Origin of the sequence: Chitinophaga sp. YR627, from assembly GCF_900114995.1 — a bacterium.
Classification (GTDB): domain Bacteria; phylum Bacteroidota; class Bacteroidia; order Chitinophagales; family Chitinophagaceae; genus Chitinophaga.
The window spans coordinates 754,049-777,095 of sequence record NZ_FOUX01000005.1; the positions used below are offsets into that span (position 1 = coordinate 754,049).

26 protein-coding genes are annotated in these 23,047 nt (G+C 43.4%); 5 read left to right on the top strand and 21 right to left on the bottom strand.

What is annotated here, in order from left to right:
• Positions 1 to 123: 123 nt before the first annotated feature.
• The 13 genes from BMZ72_RS28145 to BMZ72_RS28205 all read right to left on the bottom strand — a co-directional run bounded on the left by BMZ72_RS28145 (position 124) and on the right by BMZ72_RS28205 (position 12,344).
• Positions 124 to 732: a 2'-5' RNA ligase family protein gene (locus tag BMZ72_RS28145; RefSeq protein WP_089813372.1), complete on the bottom strand. Its 609-nt coding sequence runs from the start codon at positions 730 to 732 to the stop codon at positions 124 to 126.
• Between the two features lie 282 nt (positions 733 to 1,014).
• A complete protein-coding gene (gene tpiA / locus BMZ72_RS28150; RefSeq protein ID WP_089813375.1) occupies positions 1,015 to 1,776 on the bottom strand; it encodes a triose-phosphate isomerase in 762 nt (253 codons plus the stop codon).
• Positions 1,777 to 1,809: 33 nt separating this feature from the next.
• Positions 1,810 to 2,979, bottom strand: coding sequence for a putative sugar nucleotidyl transferase (locus tag BMZ72_RS28155; RefSeq protein ID WP_089813377.1), 1,170 nt, complete (start codon positions 2,977 to 2,979; stop codon positions 1,810 to 1,812).
• 68 nt (positions 2,980 to 3,047) lie between these two features.
• On the bottom strand, positions 3,048 to 3,299 hold the full coding sequence (locus BMZ72_RS28160) for a type B 50S ribosomal protein L31 (protein ID WP_012793782.1): 252 nt from the start codon (positions 3,297 to 3,299) through the stop codon (positions 3,048 to 3,050).
• A gap of 154 nt (positions 3,300 to 3,453) precedes the next feature.
• A complete protein-coding gene (locus BMZ72_RS28165; RefSeq protein ID WP_089813379.1) occupies positions 3,454 to 3,945 on the bottom strand; it encodes a YajQ family cyclic di-GMP-binding protein in 492 nt (163 codons plus the stop codon).
• A 162-nt stretch (positions 3,946 to 4,107) separates the two neighbouring features.
• Positions 4,108 to 4,842 (bottom strand): head GIN domain-containing protein, encoded by a 735-nt coding sequence (locus BMZ72_RS28170; RefSeq protein WP_089813380.1) that lies wholly within the window; start codon positions 4,840 to 4,842, stop codon positions 4,108 to 4,110.
• A gap of 43 nt (positions 4,843 to 4,885) precedes the next feature.
• On the bottom strand, positions 4,886 to 5,971 hold the full coding sequence (locus BMZ72_RS28175) for a hypothetical protein (protein WP_089813382.1): 1,086 nt from the start codon (positions 5,969 to 5,971) through the stop codon (positions 4,886 to 4,888).
• Complete coding sequence (locus BMZ72_RS28180) at positions 5,955 to 6,506, bottom strand: hypothetical protein (RefSeq protein WP_089813384.1); 552 nt, start codon at positions 6,504 to 6,506, stop codon at positions 5,955 to 5,957. The genes BMZ72_RS28175 and BMZ72_RS28180 overlap by 17 nt, the downstream gene beginning before the upstream one ends.
• Complete coding sequence (locus tag BMZ72_RS28185; RefSeq protein WP_012793787.1) at positions 6,506 to 7,072, bottom strand: RNA polymerase sigma factor; 567 nt, start codon at positions 7,070 to 7,072, stop codon at positions 6,506 to 6,508. Before BMZ72_RS28185 ends, BMZ72_RS28180 begins: the two co-directional genes overlap by 1 nt.
• A gap of 184 nt (positions 7,073 to 7,256) precedes the next feature.
• Positions 7,257 to 9,719: a TonB-dependent receptor gene (locus BMZ72_RS28190; protein WP_089813387.1), complete on the bottom strand. Its 2,463-nt coding sequence runs from the start codon at positions 9,717 to 9,719 to the stop codon at positions 7,257 to 7,259.
• Between the two features lie 295 nt (positions 9,720 to 10,014).
• On the bottom strand, positions 10,015 to 10,446 hold the full coding sequence (locus BMZ72_RS28195; protein ID WP_089813389.1) for a hemerythrin domain-containing protein: 432 nt from the start codon (positions 10,444 to 10,446) through the stop codon (positions 10,015 to 10,017).
• 4 nt (positions 10,447 to 10,450) lie between these two features.
• Complete coding sequence (locus BMZ72_RS28200) at positions 10,451 to 11,749, bottom strand: prolipoprotein diacylglyceryl transferase (protein WP_089813391.1); 1,299 nt, start codon at positions 11,747 to 11,749, stop codon at positions 10,451 to 10,453.
• Between the two features lie 181 nt (positions 11,750 to 11,930).
• Positions 11,931 to 12,344 (bottom strand): BrxA/BrxB family bacilliredoxin, encoded by a 414-nt coding sequence (locus BMZ72_RS28205; RefSeq protein WP_089813393.1) that lies wholly within the window; start codon positions 12,342 to 12,344, stop codon positions 11,931 to 11,933.
• A gap of 231 nt (positions 12,345 to 12,575) precedes the next feature.
• Here BMZ72_RS28205 and BMZ72_RS28210 point away from each other — a divergent pair, with 231 nt between their 5' ends.
• Complete coding sequence (locus BMZ72_RS28210) at positions 12,576 to 13,031, top strand: Hsp20/alpha crystallin family protein (RefSeq protein ID WP_089813395.1); 456 nt, start codon at positions 12,576 to 12,578, stop codon at positions 13,029 to 13,031.
• A gap of 149 nt (positions 13,032 to 13,180) precedes the next feature.
• On the top strand, positions 13,181 to 14,020 hold the full coding sequence (locus BMZ72_RS28215; RefSeq protein ID WP_143087806.1) for a hypothetical protein: 840 nt from the start codon (positions 13,181 to 13,183) through the stop codon (positions 14,018 to 14,020).
• 358 nt (positions 14,021 to 14,378) lie between these two features.
• Here BMZ72_RS28215 and BMZ72_RS28220 read toward each other — a convergent pair whose 3' ends face one another.
• Positions 14,379 to 15,776: a type III PLP-dependent enzyme domain-containing protein gene (locus tag BMZ72_RS28220; RefSeq protein ID WP_089813398.1), complete on the bottom strand. Its 1,398-nt coding sequence runs from the start codon at positions 15,774 to 15,776 to the stop codon at positions 14,379 to 14,381.
• 230 nt (positions 15,777 to 16,006) lie between these two features.
• A complete protein-coding gene (locus tag BMZ72_RS28225; protein WP_089813400.1) occupies positions 16,007 to 16,639 on the bottom strand; it encodes a WbqC family protein in 633 nt (210 codons plus the stop codon).
• Positions 16,640 to 16,978: 339 nt separating this feature from the next.
• Here BMZ72_RS28225 and BMZ72_RS28230 point away from each other — a divergent pair, with 339 nt between their 5' ends.
• The gene (locus BMZ72_RS28230; RefSeq protein WP_089813402.1) at positions 16,979 to 17,434 is read left to right on the top strand and encodes an LEA/WHy family protein; all 456 of its coding nucleotides are present in this window, start codon (positions 16,979 to 16,981) and stop codon (positions 17,432 to 17,434) included.
• Positions 17,435 to 17,515: 81 nt separating this feature from the next.
• Here the strand turns inward: BMZ72_RS28230 and BMZ72_RS28235 are convergent, their stop codons facing one another.
• Together BMZ72_RS28235 and pyrE are read right to left on the bottom strand one after the other, a co-directional pair.
• Positions 17,516 to 17,887 (bottom strand): heavy-metal-associated domain-containing protein, encoded by a 372-nt coding sequence (locus BMZ72_RS28235; protein WP_012793797.1) that lies wholly within the window; start codon positions 17,885 to 17,887, stop codon positions 17,516 to 17,518.
• A 69-nt stretch (positions 17,888 to 17,956) separates the two neighbouring features.
• Positions 17,957 to 18,604: an orotate phosphoribosyltransferase gene (pyrE, locus tag BMZ72_RS28240; RefSeq protein WP_089813404.1), complete on the bottom strand. Its 648-nt coding sequence runs from the start codon at positions 18,602 to 18,604 to the stop codon at positions 17,957 to 17,959.
• Between the two features lie 39 nt (positions 18,605 to 18,643).
• Between pyrE and BMZ72_RS28245 the strand changes: the two genes are divergently transcribed.
• On the top strand, positions 18,644 to 19,270 hold the full coding sequence (locus BMZ72_RS28245) for an NUDIX hydrolase (RefSeq protein ID WP_089813406.1): 627 nt from the start codon (positions 18,644 to 18,646) through the stop codon (positions 19,268 to 19,270).
• A gap of 28 nt (positions 19,271 to 19,298) precedes the next feature.
• Here BMZ72_RS28245 and BMZ72_RS28250 read toward each other — a convergent pair whose 3' ends face one another.
• The 4 genes from BMZ72_RS28250 to BMZ72_RS28265 are packed head-to-tail and all read right to left on the bottom strand — an operon-like array spanning position 19,299 to position 21,652.
• A complete protein-coding gene (locus tag BMZ72_RS28250) occupies positions 19,299 to 19,733 on the bottom strand; it encodes a hotdog fold thioesterase (RefSeq protein ID WP_089813409.1) in 435 nt (144 codons plus the stop codon).
• Positions 19,734 to 19,763: 30 nt separating this feature from the next.
• On the bottom strand, positions 19,764 to 20,234 hold the full coding sequence (gene coaD, locus BMZ72_RS28255; RefSeq protein WP_012793801.1) for a pantetheine-phosphate adenylyltransferase: 471 nt from the start codon (positions 20,232 to 20,234) through the stop codon (positions 19,764 to 19,766).
• A gap of 6 nt (positions 20,235 to 20,240) precedes the next feature.
• Positions 20,241 to 20,792, bottom strand: a complete 552-nt coding sequence (locus BMZ72_RS28260; RefSeq protein WP_089813411.1) for an RsmD family RNA methyltransferase — start codon at positions 20,790 to 20,792, stop codon at positions 20,241 to 20,243.
• Positions 20,783 to 21,652, bottom strand: a complete 870-nt coding sequence (locus BMZ72_RS28265; protein WP_177222955.1) for a DUF3822 family protein — start codon at positions 21,650 to 21,652, stop codon at positions 20,783 to 20,785. The genes BMZ72_RS28260 and BMZ72_RS28265 overlap by 10 nt, the downstream gene beginning before the upstream one ends.
• Before the next feature lie 61 nt (positions 21,653 to 21,713).
• On the opposite strand from BMZ72_RS28265, the gene BMZ72_RS28270 reads away from it, so the two are divergent.
• Positions 21,714 to 23,045, top strand: coding sequence for an MATE family efflux transporter (locus tag BMZ72_RS28270; protein ID WP_089813415.1), 1,332 nt, complete (start codon positions 21,714 to 21,716; stop codon positions 23,043 to 23,045).
• Positions 23,046 to 23,047 lie beyond the last annotated feature (2 nt).

The window sequence follows — 23,047 nt, forward strand, 5'->3', positions numbered from 1 at the left end:
ACACGCTACCAGCATCGCCTCCTGCCAGCACAATGGAATAATGGAATACACGCAATAAAACAACGAAAATCAGGTTAACAAACAGCGAATAAAAGCCAATAAGGAAAAGTAAAGTTGCATAGGTTATGCTGCGTAATTAAACAGGTTAATATCCTGCTGAACCGCCTCATCTCCGAATATGAATTCTTTTACAGGCTCGTAGTGACCACCACTTGCAGGCTTACGTAATAGCATAAAGCTTTTACACTGAAAACTCCGTACAAAAACCTGATTATAAAAATGATCATACACTTTATCAAATTCAGGTGTACTGATAGCCCTGGCAATAGTGATATGCGGCTTGAATGATCCCGGCTTTATATCAAACTCATGTAGTATTTTCTTATGTAGCTCAACAAGTGGTTTGGGATTTGCTACATTGACATAGATGGTTCGCTTGTCCGGTCCGTGTTCAAAATGGTCAAACTTTGAGGTATATAACGTGAAGCCTGATTGTTTTCTGGCGATATCATCCAGCATATGAACGAAATCTTCCTGGAATCTCTCAGGGAATACAGATCTGAAAAGACTGATATGCGCCTTTGAAAAGCGACTACCGTACATTCCCAGTTCCTGGGCTACTAACTGCTTTAATGCGGTTACATCATTGGCAATACTAGTACCTGGACTTACTACCAACAAGTAATCAAACAATGGTTCCTGTTCAAATGCAAGTGTGTTATCTGTATGCATAACCAAGTAGTTTTTTAATTAAGATGTACTGGTTACTTGAATATTGACAATACAAATATACTGATCTTTCACTGAAATACTAATATTTTTAGCATTTTATACTAATTAATTTTGCTTCTCAATATATAAAACTGATTATAAACAACTTAAATAAAAAACAAGCTGCTTATTTTTTTAGTATAAAGCGTCAAAACACACCTTTTTCACCTAAAAGCCAGCATAGTACCCCCATAAAAAAAGCGGACCTTCCGGCCCGCTTCCCCAATATATTTTCTGAATAGATTATCCCAGATGACTAACGATAGCCAGGAAATCAGCAGCTACCAGTGAAGCACCGCCGATCAGACCACCATCCACATCAGGACAAGCAAACAGTTCACCTGCATTAGAAGGTTTTGCACTGCCTCCATACTGGATAGTCAGGCGTAAAGCCGCTTCTCTGCCATATTTAGCAGCGATCTGTCCTCTGATAAAAGCATGCATATCCTGTGCCTGCGCAGCGCTGGCTGTCAGACCAGTACCAATTGCCCAGATTGGCTCATAAGCGATAACGACATTTTTCAGCTGCTCTTCAGTCAGGTGATACAGACTCTCTTCCAGTTGTTTTGCAACATATTCGTTCTGTGTTTCAGCCTTTCTAACCTCCAGTGGCTCACCGCAACAGAAGATTGGTTTGATGCCGTTTGCCAGCGCCAGATCAATTTTCTTTGCCAGTACAGCATTGCTTTCCTGGAAATATTCTCTTCTCTCAGAGTGACCCAGTATTACATAGTCAACACCAATAGAAGCCAGCATTTCTGCAGATACCTCACCGGTATATGCACCAGATTTCTCAGATGCACAGTTCTGAGCTGCCACGTAAAAACCAGGCGTATTTTTCAATAATGCCTTTGCTTTCAACAAGTATGGAAAAGGGGTGGCAACTACCACTTCCTGTCCTTCTGTCAAACGCATGCCACCCTGCAGAATGTCATTGATCAGCTGTTCTGCCTGTCCGATGGTCAGGTTCATTTTCCAGTTTCCAGCAACGATTTTTTTTCTCATGTCTATCGCTATATTGATTTTTAAAAAGGTTTATTAATCATCTGAAAGCTTCGTAAACAAAACTTCCAGTACCTGTTTGTCTGTTTCAGTCATCTCCTGTCCCTTAAAGCGCATCCAGGTCTCTATATCGCGTAACGCCTGCTCAATACGGTAACGTTCCATCTTTCCTGCACCACCCCATGAAAAGGAAGGCACAAATTTAGGCGGAAAATCCGCGCCGAATATATTACAGGAGGCCCCGATCACCGTACCGGTATTCAGCATCGTACCAATACCACAACGGCTGTAATCCCCCATCAGCAATCCACATTTGGTCCCTGCCGGCTCCGCCCGCTGCAAAGCTTCCACCCATACTCTTACCACACTCCCGTTGTTCTTCAGATTTGAACAGGTCGCATTAGCACCCAGGTTACACCACTCCCCGATCACTGCATCTCCCAGATAACCGTCATGTCCTTTATTGGAATAGCCGAACATCACCACATTCTTGATCTCTCCGCCGCCTACACTGCCAGGTCCCAGGGTGGTCGCTCCATATACTTTGGTACCCATTTTCAGTACCGCCTTCTCTCCCATCGCCAGCGGCCCTCTTACCAGACAACCTTCCATGATCTCCGCATTCCTGCCAATATAGATAGGTCCGGTAAGCGCATTTAATATACTATGCTCGACCACCGCTCCTTCCTCCAGGAAGATCTGCTCCTCGCCACTCACCTTATTGGTATCACTGATAGGCGCTGATACCCTTCCCGCTGTCAGTAGGGAAAAATCGCTGCGAAGCGCCCTGTCATTCAGTAAAAAGAAATCCCAGGGCTTCCTCACTACCGATATTTCGCCAAGATACTCTTTTCGTTCTATAGGTGCTGCATCGGGTTGGTCTCCCGGCGTCACCTTAGCAATTAATTCATGCGACCTAAAAAGCCCCTGACCAGGCTCTAACGCAGTTATAGCCTGCACCAATGCCTTATCCGGCAGCACATTTCCTGCAATAAGGACGGCCGGCACAGTCTCATCTTTTTTAAGCGGGTATTTTTGTTGTAAGTAAGGGACAGTGTAGTGACTGATAGCGGTATTCAGCCAATGCTCCCATTTCTCCCGGATCGTCAGAATACCTATACGGCAGGCTGCCACCGGTCTTGTATGAGTGAAGGGATATAACAACTCTCGCGCGGGCGTGTCTAAAAGAATGTAATTCCGCTTCATAGGGGATAAAAATAAAAAATCCCATCGAAAATGCCGATGGGATTCTTGAAAATATTTTAGAGGCCTGATTAGGCTTTCTTAGCGTAACGTTTGTTGAATTTGTCGATACGTCCTGCTGTATCCACCAATACGTTCTTACCAGTATAGAAAGGGTGAGAAGTATTAGAAATTTCCAGCTTAATTACCGGGTACTCGTTACCATCTTCCCAGGTGATAGTTTCTTTGGAAGGAGCAGTAGAACGGCTTAAAAAGCTAGTACCGTTTGACATATCTTTGAATACTACAAATCTGTAGCTTTCTGGATGGATTCCCTGTTTCATCTGAATGTTAATTTTCTTTTTGTTACCAGATGCAACCCCGCATATTCATTCTTCTGATGCATGATGAATGCCATGCTTGGTTTCATACCAATATTATTAGACAGGGTGCAAAGGTAAAATAATTTTTCTAAAAATACCAACTGAAGACTAAATTTTAGCTCTTCATATTTATATATTGTAAAGGAATACCTAAGTTCGCTTCTTTCGTCTTCTGTATAACTTCCTGTAAATCATCGATCTTCTTACCGGTCACCCTTACAATATCGTCCATAATAGCTGCCTGTACCTTTGCGCCGGAATCCTTGATCAACTTGACAATTTTCTTGGCATCTTCCTGCTTGATACCATTTCTGATAGGAACTTCTTTTTTAACCACCTTTCCGCTCTGGTAATGTTCCTTACTCAGGTCGAAAATGTTACCGTCCAGCCCCTGACGCATCGTACGGCTGATCAGAACGTCAATTAGCTGGCCCAGCTGCATCTCGCTGCCTACCTCTATGGTCAGGCCCAGTTCTTTCTTATTCAATTCAATACTTACATGCGAATCTTTAAAGTCGTACCTGTTGGTAATCTCCTTTTTAACGGTGTTTATCGCATTGTCAAGTGTCTGTGTATCCACTTTGCTAACAATATCAAAGGATGGCATGCTGAAATATTTTAATTATCTACTAATTACTTAAGGGCTACAAATATAAATGAATACTACCTTATATAAAAAAAACCCCGGGACCATACCCGGGGTGTGTTAACGGAATGCCTTCCGGTAACAGGCTGCATTGTATCTGCTACAAGCAGCCAACAACTATCTTTAGTCCACTTTAGTGATCTTGGCCATGCCTGAAGAAGACTGGTTGATCACCGGTGTTCCTTTGTAACGGATCTTACCCATACCGGAAACACTTACATCCAGCTTCTTTTCCACGGCAATATCCAGTTTACCGGTACCGGAGATAGCGATCTTCGCATCGGAAGACTGTAAATCCAGCGCTTCCACATCCGCAGTACCTGAGATCTCATATTTAGTAGATGGAATATTTCCTTTCAGATTCAGGTGACCGGAACCGGATACTTCCACTTCCAGGTTGCTGGCGTCCAGCTCAAGTTCTGTGTTGGTAGAACCACTGAAAGAGAATTTCACATTATTTCCCTTCAGTTTGCCCTTGCTGTAGAATCCGCCGCTACCACTGGCACTCAACTCTTCCAGCTGATCCATGGTCACATATATGTTGATGGTTTTAGATGGCTTGATATCATATCCTCTTTTTGTACCGATTTCCAGATCGTTCCCCCTCAGCTTTGTCTCAATATACGGCAGCAGGTTATCATCTGCCTCGATCCTGATATCGTTTTTAGCACCCGGCGTGATATACACATTATAGGAACCTGAAGTGCTGATACTCCTGAACGGTCCTTCCGTACGGGATTCTGATTTAATGTTGCCACTGCCCTTTACTTTTTCATTGAGGACTTTAAAGGCAGACGCGGTGATAGTGAACAGCAATAGTGCTACTGGCAGTACCCAGTTTAAACGTAATGTTTTCATACATGAGATTTAACGGTGAAGGATTTTTTGCAGATGCTTTTAATTAACGGCTTTCAAAGCTGATATCACTGTACACGCCGTTCACCGTAACGGTGGCAGATCTGTCATCTGCAGCAGACGTGGAAGCCGAGTATATTAATTGTGAATTCTTCTTAATGCTGGAAACATTCTTCAGGGAAATTTCGCCGGTCCTGACATCCCCGTTGTTCAGCTGTGCTTTTATCTGCAGACCGAGTCGTTGTGGTACACCCAGTTTTACATCGGTATATGTCAGTTGCAGTTCAGCGCTCTTAAAACCTGTACCCAGCGCTTTTACAGACAGATCGCCATAAACCAGTTTTGAATTGATATCTGACTGCACCTCCGCAAAACGAAAATCGGTATAAGTATTTCTGCCATTGAATGAACCCACCTTGTTGATGTTGTATTCATCATAGTTTCCGTTTGTGGCCAGACGGGTAACTGTCCCCAGGTTGTATTCGCAGTAATTGGAACGCGTGGTCAGTGAAGCGATCGCATCGCTTTTAAGATTGGAATAGTTAGCCCTGATATTTACCGTCTCCGCTTTACCGATACGGCCGCGGTCACAGTAATTCATATTCAGTTCCAGCGTTCTCTCCGCTTCCTTGATATCGTAATTGCAATAGTTCATTTTGATGGACGCAGGGAACGACAGCACATCTGTGATCACATCCCCGAAGTTATTGTCCAGCACCAGTTGCGCCAGTCTTTCAGGAACATACATTTCATAGTCGATGTTCACATAATCCTTTGAATCTTTTTTGCCGCCCCAGGAGAACCATTTGCTGCCGGATGATGATGGATTATACACCGTTTGCAGACTGGCGCTATTACCGGAATTATTCTGCGCAATATCCACCATATTTACGATGGAGGTGGCTTCCTCCACGCTTTTGCCGAAACCTGTAATAGTAATAGTTGCCTTTACTTCATTTTTATTCCAGGTATGTACGATGATCTTACCGTACTTATTGCTAACGCTCAGCGTTGTACCAGGATTCGTACTGAATTCCTTTACGATAACCTTTTTAAATTCACTGTCTCCTTTCTTACCATAGGTGAGTATAGGTAGCAATAACAATAACAGGATACTAAATCTCTCTTTCATAATTAGATTGCTTTTGGCTTACGGGCTGTTTTTCTCTCAGCTCTTCTAATATTTTATCAAGCAGGTCCAGCTTCATCTGGTAGTAGCGGACCATCGCTGCTTTAATTCTTTCATTGCCTGGATTCTGGACCAGTTCCGCTTCCAGCATCTGGTAGGTCTCATTACGCAGCTCCAGTTCCTTACGACCTACGCTATCCAGTCCTAATACGGAGTTCGGATACTTTTTAATCGTCTCCAGGCGCTGCTCTATCTGCGAAGTATAATACATCTTCGCTTCCTGCATTTCAGGAGCCACGTTGATCAGGTGCTGCGATTGTTTCATTTGCAGGAACTGATAGATCATGACACTGTTCACCAGCAATACCAGGATAGCAGCTGCTTTCAGCCAGTGACGGCCGATCATCTGAATGACCCTGTTTTTACGGGGTGGATTAAGCTGCTGTTCCAGGTTGGCCCATACCCGCGGACCAGGACCGGGTGCTTCAAATTCCTGACGATGCTGTCGGACAAAATCTTCAAAACTACTTTCTGACATCAGCGTATTGATTTTCTCTGTTTTATGATCTGTCTCACTTTATCTTTTGCACGCATATACTGTGTTTTCACTGTTGACTCAGAAATGTCCAGCATGGAAGCAATTTCTTTATGTGAGTACTCTTCAAATATGTACAAGTTAAGAACGGTACGATAGCCGTGTGGCAACACATGTATCGCCTCTTTTATAGCAGCTACCGTCCAGGCAAAATCCGATTCGTCTACGATTGTCTCTTCTTCTACGTCTATATTGTCTACTTCTTCAAAATATACTTTCTTTCTACGCAGGTGGCTCAGGCAATGGTTCACAACGATTCGTTTGATCCATGCTGTTACGCTGCCCGCATTTTCCAGCCGTTCGATGTTTTTAAACACCTGCATAAAAGCCTCCTGCAAGGTATCTTCGGCATCCGCCGGATTCCCCGTCATACGCAGACAGATATTATACATTGCAGCAGAATATGCATTGTATAACTCACGAAATGCGAGTGTGTCACCTTTCTTACACCGGGACACCAGGTGGTCTGTTATGGATGTATTGTTCAAGTTGTTGGCTGATGCTTGCATTATAAAGACAATATTTTAGAAAAAGGTTGCACGGAAAGAGAATAATTTTTGCAGATAAGGGGTAACAACCATTCTCAGGATTCACAATAAGCTAACAATCAATATTTAACATTTTAAAAAAGGACGCAACCCAAGAATAGGTCGCGTCCCTTCCATCCTTATATATACCTAAAAACAGGTCAGATTAGTTACCGTCTTTCACGCGGCCCTGTTCGTCTTCCAGGCCGGTTTTACGGTTGCGGGCACCTTTGATATTGGTGTTACCAAAGCGGTAGTTAAAGGTCAGGCGTACCTGACGGCTTTCCCATTTACTGGTTACACCAGTGTAACGGCCACCATTTTCAAAGCTTCCACGGAAGCGCTGAATATTGAATACATCATTCACATTCAGTTTCAGACTTCCCTTCTTGTGCAGGATCTGTTTGGATACACCCAGATCAACCGCACACATATGTTTCATTCTGAACAGTCCTTCATCGGCGATCTGCGGAGACAGATAGAATACACTTACTTCAGCACTCAGGTCTTTCGGTAAAGTGAACGTCTGCTGCGTACGTCCCATGAATCCACCGCTTGAGATATTCACTGACTGATTATCCACGATCGTCTGGAATTTGTTGTAGTAAGCAGACAGATAAGTAAAGCTGCTCCACCATTTGGTGATCGTAACAGGGAAAGAGATATTCAGATTGACGATATCAGATTTTGCAACGTTCAGGTATTTGTAGCGGATATTCAATGTATCTCCGGATACTACATCCTTGTCAGCTTCCACGATCTGCGTGATCTTGTCTTTCGTATGCGTATAACCGACAGATGTGGTCAGGAAATGTTTGAATGTATGGGTGAATTCAACACTGTTTGCATATGATGGTTTCAGATAAGGGTTACCTGAGATCAGCGTATATCTGTCCAGATAGATCTGAAACGGGTTCAGGTCTTCGTAGTCAGGACGCTGCAAACGGCGGCTGTAAGACAATCCCAGCTGATGGTTCTTATGCACATCATAGCTTACAAACACACTTGGGAACAGGTTGAAATAACTGGTATCTGTCACCTGATTCATCGTGATAGAATTACCCTCTATATTGCTCTGCTCAGCACGCAGACCTAACTGTACATTCAGCTTTTTGAACTGCTTCTGGAAATTGATATAGGCAGCGTTCACATTCTCTTTATAGATAAAGTGGTTAGAACGGTTCTTATCATATACCCAGTTACCACTACGCAGTGAATCAAACTTTGCGTCATTGTCTGTCTTTACAAAACTCAGTTTAAAACCGGCTTCCAGCTTAGCCTGGTTACGCAGCGGATGTACGTAGTCGGCTTTGATGGTTTTGATGTCAATGCTGTTTGGCTGACTGTTACGGGAGGTATCGCCACGCATGTAGTTTTTACCCGCAGAATCCCAGATAGTAGAGAAGATATCATTACCACGCTCTTCACTGTTACGCGCATAATCCAGATCGATATTCAGTTCTTTACCTGTCGTGTCGAGGATAGCTTTATAATTCACATTGTATGCCCATCTTCTCCAGGTACCATCAGCATTGGTATGTGTTTTCAGGGTAGAATCCACACGCTGTCCGTCACCGATCTTAGTGAGCGCATCAGCAGGCTCTGTATTGCTTCTGAACCCTGCATCTACCATGACACCGATTGTATTGTTCTTGTTGATAAAGTAGTCCATACCCACTTTAACACCATGGTAGTCGGACTTTCTTTTCCTTTCGTTGTCCTGATCAAAAACAGTAGGTCTTCCTTCAGTAGTACCGGTACGGTATAAACCAAGGTGCTGCTGGTTTTCACGGTGATTGTAGTTATAAGAACCAAAAAGGTTGAACTTTTCATTACGATGGTTCAGGTTCAGTGCACCACCATATTTTGGTGTCAGACCATAAGCGCCAAACAGTGATACGTTACCATTGGAACCCACCATTCTATTCTTTTTCAGTTTAATGTTGATGATCCCGGAGTTGCCAGCCGCGTCGTATTTGGCGGAAGGATTGGTGATTAGTTCGATTTGCTCAATATTGCTACTGGGCATACTTTTAAGCAGCTGCGCAACGTCCTGGGAACTCATATTTGTAAGCTTGCCATCAATCATGATAACAACACCACTCTTACCTTTTAAACTAATATTATCGTCTTTATCAATAGATACGCCAGGCGATTTTTCCAGTGCTTCCATAGCGGTACCACCGGCGCCGATAATGCTGTTTTCAACATTTACGATCATTTTATCAGCCCGCTGCTCAATGAAAGGCTTCTTAGCGGTGACATTCACTTCTTTCAGATTCTTAGCATCTGCACCCAGTGTCAATGTTTCCATGGATACCGGCGCACTGCCTTTTACTTCAAAAGGTTTACTGTAAGCCTTCGTCATGCCCACATAAGCAGCAGCGATCAGATACTTACCTTGTTTTATCTGTTCAAATTCATACTGGCCATTGATATCTGCAATAGCACCTTTTACCAGGGATGAATCTTTTGCTTTCAGTAAAGTAATAGTGGCAAATTCCACAGGCTTTGCACCTGTTTGTAATACCCGGCCAGAGATCCGGGCTGTTTCTATTTGCTGTGCCTGGATGGTATTGATGCTACAAATAGTTAAAAAAGAGGCCAACAATGTAGTGGTCGATTTCATATAAGGAGGATTTAAATTTATTATAGGCTTTATTCTAACTGTTTATTTTTATAGAACCGTTCTTAGTACAGTTCCTTTCTTAAACAACTACAGTGCAAAGATAGGTAGTTTGCATTGCATAGTACATAGTTTTACACAAACGGTATCCAGTTAGGGATGATTGGTAAAAGTTCAATAAAAGGATCAGGAACCTATAATAAAGACGACTCAGTGATGGTTTCGTTGCAGTGGAGCGATATATTCACAAAAAAAGGCGTTGCCTGCCGGCAACGCCTTTATAATAAAGTAATGATAATCATTCTGATGCCCACTTGATGCGCTCAAGTACATCGGGCAGTTGCTCCTGGATCTTTTGAAATAATACCCGCTCTTCTTTTCTGATATGTTCTTCCAGGCTGCGGGCCAGGAGATCCATGGCGGCGATCATATCAGTATTTTCCGCCAGGGCGCTGTACATACGGGAGATCTGCTGATGTTCCAGTATCAGCTCCTGTATCAGCTGATCGATCTCTGGGTGCTGTCCCGTACACATTTCAAAGAGATATTCTTCTTTCTGGATGTGTGGTACCATCACCTCCTGGAATACTTTTACAATATAGGCCAGCTTGGCATTTGTTTCAAGAGGAAAACCTTCATAAGCGGCGGCATCATTTTTCAGATACCGGCAAACGAACAGTAAACGTTGATGTTCCTGTGATAATGGAATCAGGACCGGATGACGTTGCATATTATCAGATAGCTGGTTTTGCTGCTTTATGTATTTTGCGGCAATACCAGATCAACACTGCGCCACCGATTACCATTAATGAAGAGATGATTTCAGCCTGTGTAGGATGGAAACCAAAAATATCGTATTTCGTATTTACCCTGATTTTCTCAATAAAGAAACGCTCAATGCCGTTCATTATCAAATAGATACCAAAGAGAACACCTGGTACAGTCACCTTTTTACGCAACGCAAATAACACGGCGAACAGGATCAGACAGGTGATGATCTCATATAAAGCGGTAGGATAGACAGATACCGGCAATACACTGCAATATTTACCAGCGCAACCAGCCATCTGTACACCTTCATTGATAACGTTATGTGGATAACCGTATGCAAAGAACCAGTCAGGCAGGAAACTCAGACCGGAAGGTTTTGTAAAAGCGGCATGCGGAATATGTTCAAGACTACCATATTGTCTTACAAAAAACTGTTCACTCGCCTTGACCATTTCCTGGAACTTCGCCGGATCAGCTGGTACAATCTTACCCGCCGCATCGGTGACATAAGCACTATTATATATACCCCAGTCACCATCTCCGGAGAAATGACATCCCATACGGCCAACACCATAAGCCAGCATCAGTGAAGGAGCTGCACTATCAATCAGCTGCCATACGTTGATGTTCTTCTTTATTGCATAGCGTATAATAACATAGGAAGCAACGATCAGACCACCATAGAAGGTAAGACCACTAAAGGAAAACAAAGCACCAATAGGATCATGGGCGAAATCGCTCCAGTTTTCCAGGTTGTGAAATATTTTGGCGCCCAGTAATCCGGCAACAGCAGCCATTACAATAATGTCGGGTACACGCTGGTGCGGCATGATCGTAACGATCTCCTCTTTTATTTCAGGTGCATGATTTTTCCTGGCATCCTTATATTTAAAATACCCCAGAATAGCACCCAGTACGACACCGCCCAGGAGGTTTCCCTGCATGGAAAATACATATGCCTGTACATCCTGCACCGTTTCATCCCATTCAATGGCTAAACCAAGGATCTTATATCCTAACACAAAACCAAGCAATGCGTGCACAAGCACCTCAGTCATATTAAAAGGCTTCGCAACAATTGCTTTCCCTTTTACACCAGTCAGTAAGCCGAGCTTCTCCCGTCTTTTCAATTCTATGGTCAACACATACGCCGCCACAAGAAAAGCGATGGCAACAAAGAAACCGAAGGTTTGTAAAAGCTTTAGCAGCCGGAAATCCAGACCAAAAAGGTCTTTAAAAGCGTAATATAGATTAGGATACATAGCCAAAAAAAATTGGTGATCTGAATTTTCCTATGAACAAAGCCGAATTAGTCAAATGGAAAATCAAACCACCAAAGTAAGCTGTAAAAATTACAAATTCCAAATCATAATCCCTTTTTCTATTGTGTAAATAATATATTAACAAGCAACAGCAGAAAGGATTACGATCCGGAATAAGTTTTTAGCAGTATTGCGCAAATGCGTCAACCAGGTTCGCTGCAATCATCTGTGCAGGACGACCTTCAATCATGTGACGCTCAATGAAATGCACCAGCTGACCGTCTTTAAATAAAGCGATCGCAGGAGAAGATGGAGGATAAGGTAGCAGGTGAGAACGAAGCTGCTGAACCGCTGCCAGATCAAAACCCGCAAAGCTGGTTGTTAATCTGTCTGGTTTCTTTTCACTGTGCGCAACGGCCATCAGTACACCAGGACGTGCACTACCTGCAGAGCAACCGCAAACTGAATTGATCATCACAAGGGTTGTTCCCTCTTGCTTTAATATCTCATCCACTTTATCAGGTGTAAGCAGTTCCTGAAAACCATTATCTGTCAATTCTGCCTTCATGGGCATTACTAGTTCTGCTGGATACATATAACTACAATTTTTTTTGTTCGATACTTTCCACAAAGTTAATGATTCAGCAGATTAAATAGAAAAACTTGAATGAATATGACTATATGTCACAGTAAAACAATGTAAACAGACAAAAAGTCTGATCAATAACAGTGTTTCATAGCATTTTAGCAGGTTTTATGCCATGGTATTCTGTTTGCTTATACCTAATCGTTCAAATTTTAAAACAAACTCAAAAAATTTATAATCATGACATTCGTAAAATTCAACCAGGCTCCAGCAGTAAAATCTTTCGGTGGTTTAGTAGAAGATATCTTTAACCACAATGGCTTTAACAGATTTTTAAAAGATGACGTTCACACCAACGACTTCTACGGTGCTTATCCACCAGTGAACATCACAGAAAACAAAGAAGGCTACCAGGTAGATCTGCTCGTACCAGGTTTGGCAAAAGAAGACTTCAAGATCAATCTTGAAAACAAAGTATTGACTATCAGCGCAGAAAAAGCTCCTGAGAGCAAGGATGAAAATCAGAAACAATTACGCAGAGAGTTCAGCTTCCGTTCATTCAAACGTTCCTTTACCCTGAATGAACAGGTGGATGCTGAAAAGATCCAGGCGAAATATGAAAACGGTATACTGAAATTGCAGCTGGCGAAGAAAGAAAAAGTGCAGGATGCAGCAAAAGCAATTGTAGTTGAATAAGTAGAAAGGTTGGATAACGTGTGAAGATCCCCTCCCTCCCGGAGGGGATTTTTTTTATAATTCTATGGCATAGCTACCCAATAATTCACACAAACGTTTAAGGGCAGAAATATTTTTTAAAGATAATTTGCTCATATAACCGTATGGCTATGCCGCAGTTGATCAAAAAAATATACAAAGTTGCTCTTAAGACGTACCAAAACCTGGAAAATGCGGTGATTGGCAATGTCTTACACATTACGACGGACTCGAAGGACCGTTGTAATGCGCGGCTGCTTTTTGATTATCTGTTCTTCCATTTACTGTTATTAATACCAAAATACCTGATCGGTCTTTACACACATAATACAACGGAACTGTTATTAAGCACTGCATTCCTGATCACCCTGGTAACTTGTATGTTATTAGTAAGAAAAGGCACTCCCGTAAAATCGATCAGTATTCTGGCAGCCTTCCTCACCTTAATACTCCCGGCGGCCTGCTCTTTCCTAAACAATCAGGACCTTTCTCCCAGATATTCTATGGTCTGGATCGTGAGTATCCTGTTCTGTTATATCGCTACCAATATCACAGCTACCCTGACATTGGGTGCCGTATTATGCGGATACCTCAGTCTGGTAGCCTGGATCCAGATGAATCACATCCCCGTATTCAGCACAGCAGGCTTTAGTCCGGAGCAAAGCCTGATCTTTAATCCGATCCTCACCGCATTCTATATACTATTCCTGATCAGGGTGCTGGGCGCTCATTATAAGAACATCTTCATTACTGAACATGAACGTACCCTGCAGAAACAGAAGCAACACTCCTCTCTGCTGAGTCAACATCTTACAAAACAATTCATTATACTGAAAGGACTGTCCCGCTCAGGGAAATCCAAATACCTGGATGGCAACAAGGAATTACTGGAAGCCTGCCTGGGAGAGATCGAAAAACAATGTGAAACTGCTATCAGCTACCTCGACAATGGAACCCATACAGAAAATTAAAACGGCCATGCTCGCCGCCTACACTTCTGTGTGAGACCTTTTCTGAAATGGTAAATAACTGTTAAAAAAATTACAACTTTCGGGTATTTCCCACCTTTCAGCCGCGCCCTATCTTTGCAATGTAAACAAACAGGGTCCTATTCTCCCTATACACCGACTGAGTCCACTTTCTCCCTATACACCACAACCTTTTATCCCTTCTTGTTCTTATTTTCCTTTATGCTTAGATGGTAAACCTATGCCGTGAACGGCTCTTCTGCATAAGGGGAGCCTTTTTTTTTCATAAAACGGATAATCATAAAAAAAGAAACCCCGCGAGAAATCGCGGGGCATTTCAGTGGATTACTAACCCATTTTTTTAATAACCCAAAATCTTTAACATACTCTGAGCCGTCTGTTCCTTGGCATACAGCCAGTCTTTCAGCTGCCCGTTTTTGTCATATCCAACGATCACATGTTTCGGCGAAGGGATCAGACAGTGTTTGATACCGCCATATCCACTCAACTGGTCCTGGTAAGCGCCTGTATGGAAGAAGCCAATGTATAAAGGCTCTTCTCCGGCAAGCTTCGGCAGGAACACCGCATTGATGTGCTCTTCTGAAGTGTAAAAGTCATATCCATCACAGGTCAGCCCTCCAAGATGGACCTCCTGGTATTCCTGATCCCATTTATTGATGGGTAGCATCAGGAACTTTTCCCCGATACCCCAGGTATCAGGCAGGGTGGTGATAAAGGAACTGTCAATCATATACCAGTTCTCTCTGTCGTTCTGCATCTTCTCACCTACAACGCTATAGATCACAGCGCCGCTCTCTCCTACTGTGAAAGAACCAAATTCAGTGTAGATATCCGGAACTGGTACCTTGTTCTTTTTACAGATGCTCTTAATGTTGGCAACGATCTCATTTACAATGTAATTGTAGTCATAATCGAAACCAAGGGAGTGTTTGATCGGGAATCCACCACCTACGTTAATGCTATCCAGCTCAGGGCAGATCTTCTTTAACTGACAGTACAGGTTCACCACACGGTTGAACTGGCTCCAGTAATAGATATCATCTTTAATACCCTTGTTCATGAAAAAGTGCAGCATTTTCAGCTCAAATTTTTCATTCCCCTTCAGCTTATCTACATAAAACTCCAGTACGTCACGGGAGCGGATACCTAATCTGGATGTGTAAAAGTCAAAGGTAGGTTCCTCTTCAGCCGCAATACGCAGCCCCAGCTTCACCTTATCCTTTGTACGAATGAATTTTTTGTAATCCTCCAGCTCCTCTTTGTTATCCAATACTGGAATCACATTGCGGAAACCTGAGTTGATCAGACGGGAAATAGCTTTTGTATATGGCTTGGTCTTGTAACCGTTGCATATCACAAAAGTATCCTTGTTGATCTTTTTCCTTTCATACAACTTCGTAACGATGTCGATGTCATACGCAAAGGAAGTCTCGATATGAATACCATGCTTAAGCGTTTCCTCCATAATGAAGGAGAAATGCGAACTCTTGGTGCAATAACAGTAGTAATAGTTCCCGTCGTACCTGTTCTTCTTAATTGCATCCTGGAACATTTTCTTCGCCTTGTTTATCTGCATACCGATCTTCGGCAGATAAGTCAACTTGAAGGGTGTCCCATACTTGTCTATCAAAGCCTTGATATCCACTCCATTAAACTCCAGGTAATTATCCTGAACGTCAAAACCTTCCTGTGGGAATTCGAAGGTTTGGTGCACGAGATCTGTGTAGGTACTGTTCATTTAAACCTATAAGACATTTTAAGGATTAGTAAAAGCTATCACAACCCTCGCTGGAAAACTCCTGGTTTATGCACCTACGTCAGTTCGAAGCCCAGCAAAATTGGTTGCAAAGCTAAATATTTTGTGTTATTGGCTGGGTAAAAAGTTTCTTTTTTTTTTAAACGGTTAAATATTACGCTAAAACATTACGTTTCAACTTTTTATCACGTAATGTATGTAATATTTTATCCCTATTTAATCAGCTCCAGACTACGTTTTCCCTCACAGAAAATCAGGTCCAGAATACTCAGATCAGGCAGGAAACCAACGCGATCCTGGAACACCTGGGTATACCGTACCGTGTCTTCCTCCACTTCCTTCTCTTCCGGCCGGATAATGTCCCTCATATCATTGATGCCTGGCGCCTCATATGTTTTATGATACTCATCTGTAAATGCAAATGGCATACTCACGCCGGTGATCTTGTTGGCCAACTCAAAACATAGCATGTTCCAATCCAGCAGAAATAATACCGGTTTTTTATATAAAAGGCCCATTTCGTCTTCATAATATTCAAACCATGGAGAACGACGGTAAGCAGACACAAGGGTTTTCCAGTGTAAAGCCTGCCAGCGCTCGTCATTGCTGATCCGCACATCCTTCATTACCGTCCGCTGATTTTTTCCACGGGCTAACGGCACACTTAATAAAATACGTCCGTTTGGTCCGGCAATATAACAACGGTTACGAAAACTTAACTTCTGGTAGTGTTCATGCCTTTCCAGCAGTAGGTTATCGTGGTTAATTAAAGTTCTGTAAAAGGAAATATTCGGAAAATACTGTGATTCAATGAGTAGTGTCTTCTTGTTTGCATCAGCTGCCATGTCGTCAAAATTGGTATTTAATAGCTAAACCAGTATGTTTCAATCAGTTAAAAGGCTTGTTCTAAATTCTCTGATAAACTATGCTAAATAACTGACCCACAGTTCATAGAAGCATTATATATATGCTAGTCCCTTTAGTATTGCTGCCTTTTAACTCCTTCTTCAGGAAGGCGCAAATTTACTAAACTATTTAGTAGCTTTCTTTGTTCATTTTTTACGGATCGTTTTACTTCAAGTAAAATATTAACCTATGGTTTTAAAGAGGTTAAAACTTTCCTAATTCCTGACCATCACTTTTGACATCTCTACCCTTTGGCGTAGGTTTGCCAAAAATCTTTCATGAAGTTTTTCAGACTCGGCATTATCATCTTAGCGATCTGGGGCGTAGCGAGTTCATGTGAGAAAGCTAAAGATCTTGAATTTGTAAGAGTGGCGGGCATCAATTTCGACAACCTCGGCTTTTCTAAGAGTATTGTACGGTTGACCCTGGCTTATTACAATCCTAACAATTTTAAACTCAAATTGAAGGACGCATCTTTTGATCTTTTTATGGATGACAACCTGGTCGGCCATTCTCTACAGGACACTATGATCGCGATCCCGGCAAAAGACACCTTCTACTTTCCCGTAAAACTGGAAGTAAATATGGAAAACGTCTTCAAAAATGCTTTAGGCGCCCTCATGAATAAAGAGGTGACCATCAAAGCAACCGGCAATTGTAAAGTAGGTAAAGGCGGCGTATACCTCCCATTCCCTATCAAATGCGAAACAAAACAGCCAATCAAGTTTTTCTGATCATAACCGTGTAAAAACTAAAAAGGCCTCGTTGCGATGCAACCGAGGCCTTTTCTTTTAAAATACGTTTTGTCTGCGCACTTAGTGCTTTTTATCACTGTGACCACCATCTTCCGGCTTCTTACAGCAGGTTGGCAGCTTAGTGTAAGCTTCTTCATTTGCAGTCACGTTGTCCGCATCGTACCCTGCATTCGCAATAGCAGTTTTAACGTTCTCTATATTAGTACGATCACTGAAGAATTTTACAGTAGTGATGCCTTTTTTGAAGTCTACTTTGGAAGACTGAACGCCTTCTTCTCTTGACAGGTATCTTTCTATGCGATTTTTACATTGCTCGCACTGCACCGTAGGGGTATTCACCTTGGCAGTTACCAATGTACCTTTTTTAGTCTGGGCCATTGTAACACCGATACCCGTAAATAATAATACCAATACTAATTTGATGATACGCATAATTTTCTTTTTACAGACCCTAATATAACGAATACTTATTAACTGAAAAGTTGATTTGGGAAGAACGGTTTAAAGAGCTGGCGCCGCATTCCATTTATCCGGTGCACTCCTCCAGGCTTCCAGTGTAGCCTGCTCGTCAGCAGATACCATTCCCTTTTCAACAGCCAGCTCGATCAACGCGCTGTAGTTGCTCAGTGAATAGTATGGCACCTTCGCATCTTCGAATGCTTTCACCGCAATATCAAATCCATAGTTGAAGATAGAAACCATACCGATCACTTCACCACCGGCTGCACGGATCGCATTCACTGCCTCCAGACTGCTCTTACCGGTAGAGATCAGGTCTTCTACTACCACCACTGGCTGACCCGGCTGTAATACACCCTCGATCAGGTTACCCATACCGTGTTCTTTTGCCTTTGCTCTCACATATATGAACGGCAGCTTCAGCTGATCTGCCACCAATGCGCCCAATGGAATACCACCGGTAGCCACGCCGGCCAGTACCGCCGCATCCTGGAATGTTTCAAATACCACATTGCACAACTCAGACTTTACATAGTCGCGCACATAAGGATAAGACAATATCTTACGGTTGTCGCAGTAAATAGGAGATTTCCAGCCAGATGCCCATGTAAATGGCTCTGACGGACGCAATTTTACCGCCTGTATCTGTAGCAGTTTCTCTGCCACCTGTTTTTCGCTGATCTTACTCATAGTAAGCAAAAATAGTTAATTACAGATTACATTTGCGCCATGCAAACAGATACAGTTATTTATCTCAATGAACGTCCACTGCTGATCACGGCTACCCATCAGGGAATCCCCGAAATATACAGGGATGCAACTTTGTATACAGAGCCGGACGCTGCTACTATAGAATCGGTATTACAGGCCCTCGAGACCGGCAAATCTGAATCTGCCATTTTCATCCATCCGGACGCGCCTGCCCTGCTGGAACAGGTAAAAGGATACTTTCATGTGCTGGTAGCTGCCGGCGGTCTGATCACCAATCAGGAAGAAGAAGTATTACTGATGTTCCGTCGTGGTAAATGGGACCTGCCAAAAGGTAAACAGGACCCGGGAGAAAACCTGGAAACAGCTGCCCTCAGGGAAGTTGCAGAAGAAACCGGCCTGCATAATGTCACACTGGAGCATAAGATCGGGGAAACCTTCCATTTCTATACCTGGAAAGAAAAGAGAACGCTGAAGCACACTTACTGGTATAAAATGAAATTCACCGGTACAGAACTGACTATTCCGCAGATAGAAGAAGATATTGTAGATATACAGTGGATTAAACCGGAGCACCTGGGTAAATACCTGAAGTTCTCCTATCAGAATATTATTGACGTCTTCGCAAAAGATGGTTACGCAGTATAATATTTAAAGCATAATGCCTGTACAGGCATTATGCTTTTTTATCTCTTACAGCCACCGTTAAGCGGCTGATACATACCAGTTTATTATCATCATCACAGATCCGGATATCCCATACATGCGTTGTTGACCCGATATGTAATGGTTTTGCGATCGCATGTACATACCCTTCAGATACGCCCTTGAGATGATTAGCGTTGATATCCAGTCCGACACAGATCTGTTTCTTCGGATCGATGATCAATGAAGAAGCTACACTACCCACCGTTTCCGCCAGCGCCGCAGAGGCCCCGCCATGTAAAAGCCCGAACGGCTGCTTCGTCTGTGCATTCACCGGCATGATCATCCGCAGATAATCAGGGCCGATCTCCGTGAATTCCATGCCCAGATGGCCCGACAAAGTATTGTTACCATATTCGTTCAGCTGGTCGAGGGATATATCCAGAGAATGCCATATTGGTTTCATGGGTAAAGACGCATTAAAAGTGAAAAAAGATTATGCTTTGAGTTGCCTGATGATATTTGCCGGCAACAACTGAGAAGCGTCGCCACCATAACGCAGCACATCCCTCACCAGCGAAGAAGCCAGTGTGGAATAACGGGGCGAACAGCTCAGAAAAATAGTTTCGATATTTTCATCCATCATCCTGTTTACATCAGCGATCGCTTTTTCATATTCGAAATCACCAATGCTGCGGATGCCGCGCAAAATGAACTGCGCACCGATCTCTTTACAGGTATTCACTGTCAGTCCTTCGTAAGAGATTACCCTTACTTTCGGCCTGTCACTGTAGATCTCACGGATCCACTGTATACGCTGCTCAAGAGGGAACATCGGCGTCTTGGCTGCATTCACGCCAACACCTACTACTATTTCATCGAAAAGGTCCAGCGAACGGTCTATAACATCAGTATGCCCAAGCGTGATCGGATCAAAAGTGCCCGGGAATAAGCAAATACGTTTCATGCCTGTTTATTTTTTCAACTCCTCCCTGTTAATGAAGATCGAAAAGATGGTGGTACCATAGTTACGTTCACTACGGTAGTATGAATAATTCTTGTAGTTATTGCGAGGGGTATGTTCCAGTACAAACCAACCTTCCGGTTCCAGCAACTGTCTTTCAAAGACGATCAATGGTAACTGGTCAATGGTCGTCAGCGCGTACGGCGGACCAGCAAAAATGAAGTTGAATTTTTCTGTACACTGTTCCAGATATTTGAACACGTCCATACGCTGCAACTTCACGGGCACTTCCAGTGATTTGGCCGTCTTCTGTATGAAGTCCGCCATATTCGGATCTCTCTCCACAATGGTCAGGTCGGTCACGCCCCTGGACGCCAGCTCATAACTGATACTGCCTGTTCCTCCGAAAATATCCAGTGTTTTCAGCCCGCTGAACTCCAGATTATTCTCAAGGATGTTAAATAGCCCGCCCTTCGCAATGTCTGTTGTGGGACGGGTATGCGGCATGTTTGCTGGCGGCTGGAACCGCAATCCTCCCTTCTCTCCTCCGATTATACGCATAATGCCATCGCATAAAGATTGTTAAAATAATAGCCTGGGATCTCCTCCATTTTCGGGATGTACCAGAAACCCGGCAGGCGAGGCATCCATTCCAGCTTGGGAATGAAACGGCGTAACTCCTCATGTATCTGAGAATCAGATGTTACCGCCCCTCCTACTTTCACCTTCACCAGTTGTTCATCAAGACCCGTCTGACGCAGTATATTCACCAGGTGATACACTACATCCAGGCCTGTCTGACTGGACACATCCTGCTGAATCAGCAGTTTGCCAAACCTGAAAATGGTCAGTGAGAACTTATGTTGCTGAATATCAACATAGGCCACACCATTCAGTTCCAGGAAATCATTATCAAAACGGTAAGACTTCAGCAATCCTGAATTAGCATGGATCACTTTATCTGTCGAAAATTCTTTTCTTAAAAAGCCCATCACATCTTTATCCACTGAGTAGATATTGACCAGCTGCTGATCTGTCAATACATCTGCCAGCACCAGTTCCTGGGTCTGTTCAGGGTAAATGACATGCAGATAGTCCTTCTTCAGGGATGGATTGTAGTGCTGTTCGGGCACCAATGTACTGTTTACGCCATCAAAGGCCAGCTGCACCAGGTTGAAGTTGGTGAATAACAGCTTGTCTGCATCGAATATCTGTTCAATCATCTGCAGATCTGCGGTAGCAGTCTTCTGCGGCAGAAAATGATAGGATTTCAATGCCAGGAACTTTTTCGCGGCCGGATTATACACTACGTAACTGAAGGTTCCTTTTCCGATTAGAACAAGCAGCTGGCAGGAAGTAAGATCCGTCTCGAGCAGAGATGCATCATCCGCAGCAAAGGCAGGATGAATTTTATAGGACACAGACATTATTAATACATTAGATATGGCACAATAATACTCAAAAAACGTGACTTTTGCAGCTATGCAGTTCGAAGTAAATACGCGGCAAATAATAAAAATTGCCGCCCCTATATGCCTGGCTCTCATTATTCCACAGATAAATCACATGACAAATACAGCTTTCCTGGGCCGCCTGGGGGAGTTTCAGCTGGCAGCCAACGGTATTGCCGGTATTTATTATCTCGTGATGTACATGGTAGCCTATGGTCTGAATAACGGTCTGCAGGTCCTGATCGCCCGCCGGGCAGGTCAGCTGAACACTGAAGGAATCGGCCGCCTCTTCTCCAATGGCCTGTTGCTTGGCTTATGTTCCTCCTTTCTGGTGATCGCCATTACATTGCTTTTAGCACCCTGGTTCTTCTCCAAAAGCCTTCATAATCAACAGATATACGAAGCTGCATTATCCTTTATCCGCATCCGTATCTGGGGACTCCCCTTCCTCATGATGCTGAGTATGGCCAATGCCTTCTACATTGGCAGCGGTAATTCCAAAGTACTGGCAGTGACTTCTTTATGTCAGGAAGTGATCAATATTTTCTTTGATTATACCCTGATATTCGGCAAACTGGGACTGCCTGCCCTGGGGTTAAACGGTGCTGCCGTTGCTTCTGTCATTGCAGAAGGCACAGGTATGACCGTTGCATATACCATTCTCTTTGGCCTGAGGTTTCACAAGCGCTTCCTGCTATTTAAATACCTCCGCCCCTCCTGGTCTATTATGCGCAGCATCCTGACCATTTCGGCCCCGCTCATCGTACAGTTTCTGTTCAGTATCGGCAGCTGGTTTATCTTCTTCATTTTTATCGAACACCTGGGTGAACGGCCCCTCGCCATCTCCAATATGCTTAGAAGTATCTTCGGATTCTTTGGCGTCTTCACCTGGTCCCTGGCGGCTACCTGCAACACGATGGTCAGCAATATCATTGGTCAGGGTAAAACGGAACAGGTATTTGGGGTGATCCGTAAAATCGTCATGATCAGTTTATTGTGTGCAGTGACAGTGTGTATACTGGTGAATCTGTTCCCCTATAATATTCTGCGGATCTACACAACAGATATGGCGCTGATAAGAGAAGCCATTCCGTCTGTCCGCATTATTACACTGAGTACCCTGCTGATGGCAATATCCGGGGTAGTACTGAGCGCCGTAACGGGTACCGGCAATACAAAGATCAACCTCGGCATTGAATTCGCCGCAGTAGTGGGTTATCTGTTATATTGCAGTATTGTAGTGGAACAATGGCGCAGCCCCCTGTATGTAGCCTGGCTGGCCGATTTCTTCTACTGGACCATCATTTTCGTGCTTTGCTTCTTCTATCTGCGAAGCGGAAAATGGAAAGCTAAGTCTATCTGAGA

Coding starts and splice junctions, on each gene's coding strand:
- BMZ72_RS28145 (WP_089813372.1), bottom strand. CDS start 732: ATGCATACAGATAACACACTTGCATTTGAACAGGAACCATTGTTTGAT.
- tpiA (WP_089813375.1), bottom strand. CDS start 1,776: ATGAGAAAAAAAATCGTTGCTGGAAACTGGAAAATGAACCTGACCATC.
- BMZ72_RS28155 (WP_089813377.1), bottom strand. CDS start 2,979: ATGAAGCGGAATTACATTCTTTTAGACACGCCCGCGCGAGAGTTGTTA.
- BMZ72_RS28160 (WP_012793782.1), bottom strand. CDS start 3,299: ATGAAACAGGGAATCCATCCAGAAAGCTACAGATTTGTAGTATTCAAA.
- BMZ72_RS28165 (WP_089813379.1), bottom strand. CDS start 3,945: ATGCCATCCTTTGATATTGTTAGCAAAGTGGATACACAGACACTTGAC.
- BMZ72_RS28170 (WP_089813380.1), bottom strand. CDS start 4,842: ATGAAAACATTACGTTTAAACTGGGTACTGCCAGTAGCACTATTGCTG.
- BMZ72_RS28175 (WP_089813382.1), bottom strand. CDS start 5,971: ATGAAAGAGAGATTTAGTATCCTGTTATTGTTATTGCTACCTATACTC.
- BMZ72_RS28180 (WP_089813384.1), bottom strand. CDS start 6,506: ATGTCAGAAAGTAGTTTTGAAGATTTTGTCCGACAGCATCGTCAGGAA.
- BMZ72_RS28185 (WP_012793787.1), bottom strand. CDS start 7,072: ATGCAAGCATCAGCCAACAACTTGAACAATACATCCATAACAGACCAC.
- BMZ72_RS28190 (WP_089813387.1), bottom strand. CDS start 9,719: ATGAAATCGACCACTACATTGTTGGCCTCTTTTTTAACTATTTGTAGC.
- BMZ72_RS28195 (WP_089813389.1), bottom strand. CDS start 10,446: ATGCAACGTCATCCGGTCCTGATTCCATTATCACAGGAACATCAACGT.
- BMZ72_RS28200 (WP_089813391.1), bottom strand. CDS start 11,749: ATGTATCCTAATCTATATTACGCTTTTAAAGACCTTTTTGGTCTGGAT.
- BMZ72_RS28205 (WP_089813393.1), bottom strand. CDS start 12,344: ATGTATCCAGCAGAACTAGTAATGCCCATGAAGGCAGAATTGACAGAT.
- BMZ72_RS28210 (WP_089813395.1), top strand. CDS start 12,576: ATGACATTCGTAAAATTCAACCAGGCTCCAGCAGTAAAATCTTTCGGT.
- BMZ72_RS28215 (WP_143087806.1), top strand. CDS start 13,181: ATGCCGCAGTTGATCAAAAAAATATACAAAGTTGCTCTTAAGACGTAC.
- BMZ72_RS28220 (WP_089813398.1), bottom strand. CDS start 15,776: ATGAACAGTACCTACACAGATCTCGTGCACCAAACCTTCGAATTCCCA.
- BMZ72_RS28225 (WP_089813400.1), bottom strand. CDS start 16,639: ATGGCAGCTGATGCAAACAAGAAGACACTACTCATTGAATCACAGTAT.
- BMZ72_RS28230 (WP_089813402.1), top strand. CDS start 16,979: ATGAAGTTTTTCAGACTCGGCATTATCATCTTAGCGATCTGGGGCGTA.
- BMZ72_RS28235 (WP_012793797.1), bottom strand. CDS start 17,887: ATGCGTATCATCAAATTAGTATTGGTATTATTATTTACGGGTATCGGT.
- pyrE (WP_089813404.1), bottom strand. CDS start 18,604: ATGAGTAAGATCAGCGAAAAACAGGTGGCAGAGAAACTGCTACAGATA.
- BMZ72_RS28245 (WP_089813406.1), top strand. CDS start 18,644: ATGCAAACAGATACAGTTATTTATCTCAATGAACGTCCACTGCTGATC.
- BMZ72_RS28250 (WP_089813409.1), bottom strand. CDS start 19,733: ATGAAACCAATATGGCATTCTCTGGATATATCCCTCGACCAGCTGAAC.
- coaD (WP_012793801.1), bottom strand. CDS start 20,234: ATGAAACGTATTTGCTTATTCCCGGGCACTTTTGATCCGATCACGCTT.
- BMZ72_RS28260 (WP_089813411.1), bottom strand. CDS start 20,792: ATGCGTATAATCGGAGGAGAGAAGGGAGGATTGCGGTTCCAGCCGCCA.
- BMZ72_RS28270 (WP_089813415.1), top strand. CDS start 21,714: ATGCAGTTCGAAGTAAATACGCGGCAAATAATAAAAATTGCCGCCCCT.